This window comes from Salinicola socius (assembly GCF_001937195.1).
Lineage (GTDB): Bacteria > Pseudomonadota > Gammaproteobacteria > Pseudomonadales > Halomonadaceae > Salinicola > Salinicola socius.
This window is the reverse complement of sequence record NZ_MSDO01000089.1, coordinates 1-2,003: the sequence shown is the minus strand read 5'-3', so window position 1 is coordinate 2,003 and position 2,003 is coordinate 1. Positions and strand designations below refer to the sequence as shown.

The window sequence follows — 2,003 nt, the reverse complement described above, 5'->3', positions numbered from 1 at the left end:
GCTGGTCGAGCAACTGGCCACGCTGGTCGATAACGACCCGCAACTGCTGGTTGCCGCCTCGAAGCTCACCGGGCTGATGGCGGCGGGGCTGGTGGATGGCGACGTGGCGCAGGGTGCCGAGATCGCGGGTAACGCGACGACGTATAACTACCTGCGGCACGCACAGTTCCAGGACATCGCCGATCGGCTGGAACAATGCACCACGCCATCCTGTCGCGACAACATCATCGACAAGGCTCTCGCACTAAGCCAGCAACAGGATCTCGAAGCCCTGCAACTCTGCGCCAGCGGAAGTTCAGGCTGTGGGGACGCGGTTCTGGCCTCGATGACCACCCCTTTCGAAGGTGTCGAATTCAGCAAGCCGGAGACGGCGGCCTCATTGCGCGAACTGATGTGGGAGAACCCCGGGAAGAACGGCGCGTTTGCCATGGCTGCGGCAAATCAGGACGCAGCAACCGTGGTAGATGCATTGGACCCAGAGGACCGACTCTCGCCGGAGCAACGGGCACAGGCAGAAGAAACACTGGCCGGGGTAATGAGCAGTGGCGGTATCGGTGCGGATCGGGGTGGGTATACTGGTGGAAGGGGCGTGACCAAGCCGTCGACCGGAGCTTCTGGCTCGGGAGGTAAGGTCGATGCAGGTTTTCCTAAAGGCACATTCAGCAAGGTTGCTCCAGCTATAACGAAGCAATTACAGAAGAAGTTTAAGCATGCAGAAGATTTTGGAGTAAGTGGCAATTACAGTCCCGCTAATGCGAAGAAGTTTAACCAGGCAATTCAAGACCACCTGAATGCCTCTGGGACTAAGGAGATATCAGGTATGTACCGTGGGCACTCAGTGACGTTCCACACCGATTCGAACTCAGGGCTGACAGTGATTCAGAATCCGAACGGAAGCTTCCTGAGTGGTTGGAGGCTTAATTCGCAGCAACTCCAGCACGTACTCAAGGATGGAAAACTATGAGTGCGACTGAGAAGTACATCTTGCTTATAACACAGTTCGTTACAGGCAAGCTCACGGCGCCTCAATTTGAGGTGGGATATCTAGATATTTTTAAAAATGAATCGGAGATGTTGCCGCAAACGAGTTATGATGCGCTCAATGAGCTATTTCTTGATGTTGATGCGTACTGTAATGATCCGGGTTTGCGGGATGAGGAAGATTTAGATGACTTTGAACTGCTGGAAAGTGCAAAAAAAGCGTTAGCGAAGTTGGTTTAGTGTTGCAAAGGAACTGGAAGCCACCCTGTTCAACCAGGTCGGCGACCTGGGAGCGCGCTACCCCGAGCTTCTGGCCGACGGCGAGGGCGGCAAGATCGCCCTGCACGCCCTGCACGCCCTGGCCGGCGGCCTGGCAGCGGAAGCCACCGGCGGCGACTTCAGCACCGGCGCGGCGGCGGCGGGCGCCAACGAAGTGCTGGTCGAGCAGCTGGCCACACTAGTCGATAACGACTCGCAACTGCTAACGGCGGCATCGCAAATCACTGGCGTCATCGCTGCCGGCCTGGCCGACGGAGACGTGCAGCAGGGGGCTGAGATCGCGGGCAATGCGACGGCGTATAACTACTTGAGCCATTGGCAGGAGGCCAAGAAGGACGAGGAACTCGCGGCTTGTAAGGATGACCTGCTGTGCAAAGCGGGAACGCGGGCCAATTGGGCTATGGTGGATGCCCAGCAAGAGGCAGGGCTGCTTATCGGCTCGGCGGGTGGCATCGCGCTTTCCGCCAAGGAAGCGGCGGAAGGCGTCTATGCTCTGGTCACCAACTTCCCCGAAGTCATGGACGGCCTGAAACAGCTGGCCACTTCGCCCGAGTTCCGCCAACAGTTCGGGGAAAACTACCTGAACGATCTGCAAGTACGTGCCGACCGTCTGGCTGAAGCTTACGAAACCGCCGGCTGGGATGGCTCGATTACGGCCGGTGTCGAGGGAGGGCGCTTCGCGGCGGAGCTTGTCGGTGTGTTGACAGCGGTCAAGGGCGGGGCGCAGCTGATTGCCAAGCTGC

Annotated in this window: 3 protein-coding genes; all 3 read left to right on the top strand. The window is 58.3% G+C overall.

The genetic code is table 11. The annotated features are described in order from the left end of the window. Nucleotides 1-964: colicin D domain-containing protein (locus tag BTW07_RS18965; protein ID WP_208605452.1), on the top strand; the 964-nt coding region annotated here is incomplete at its 5' end. Further along, the gene (locus BTW07_RS18960) at nucleotides 961-1,221 is read left to right on the top strand and encodes a colicin immunity domain-containing protein (protein WP_075571668.1); all 261 of its coding nucleotides are present in this window, start codon (nucleotides 961-963) and stop codon (nucleotides 1,219-1,221) included. The genes BTW07_RS18965 and BTW07_RS18960, both read left to right, overlap by 4 nt. A 193-nt stretch (nucleotides 1,222-1,414) precedes the next feature. After that, on the top strand, nucleotides 1,415-2,003 hold a 589-nt coding region (locus BTW07_RS18950), incomplete at its 3' end, for a VENN motif pre-toxin domain-containing protein (RefSeq protein WP_208605451.1).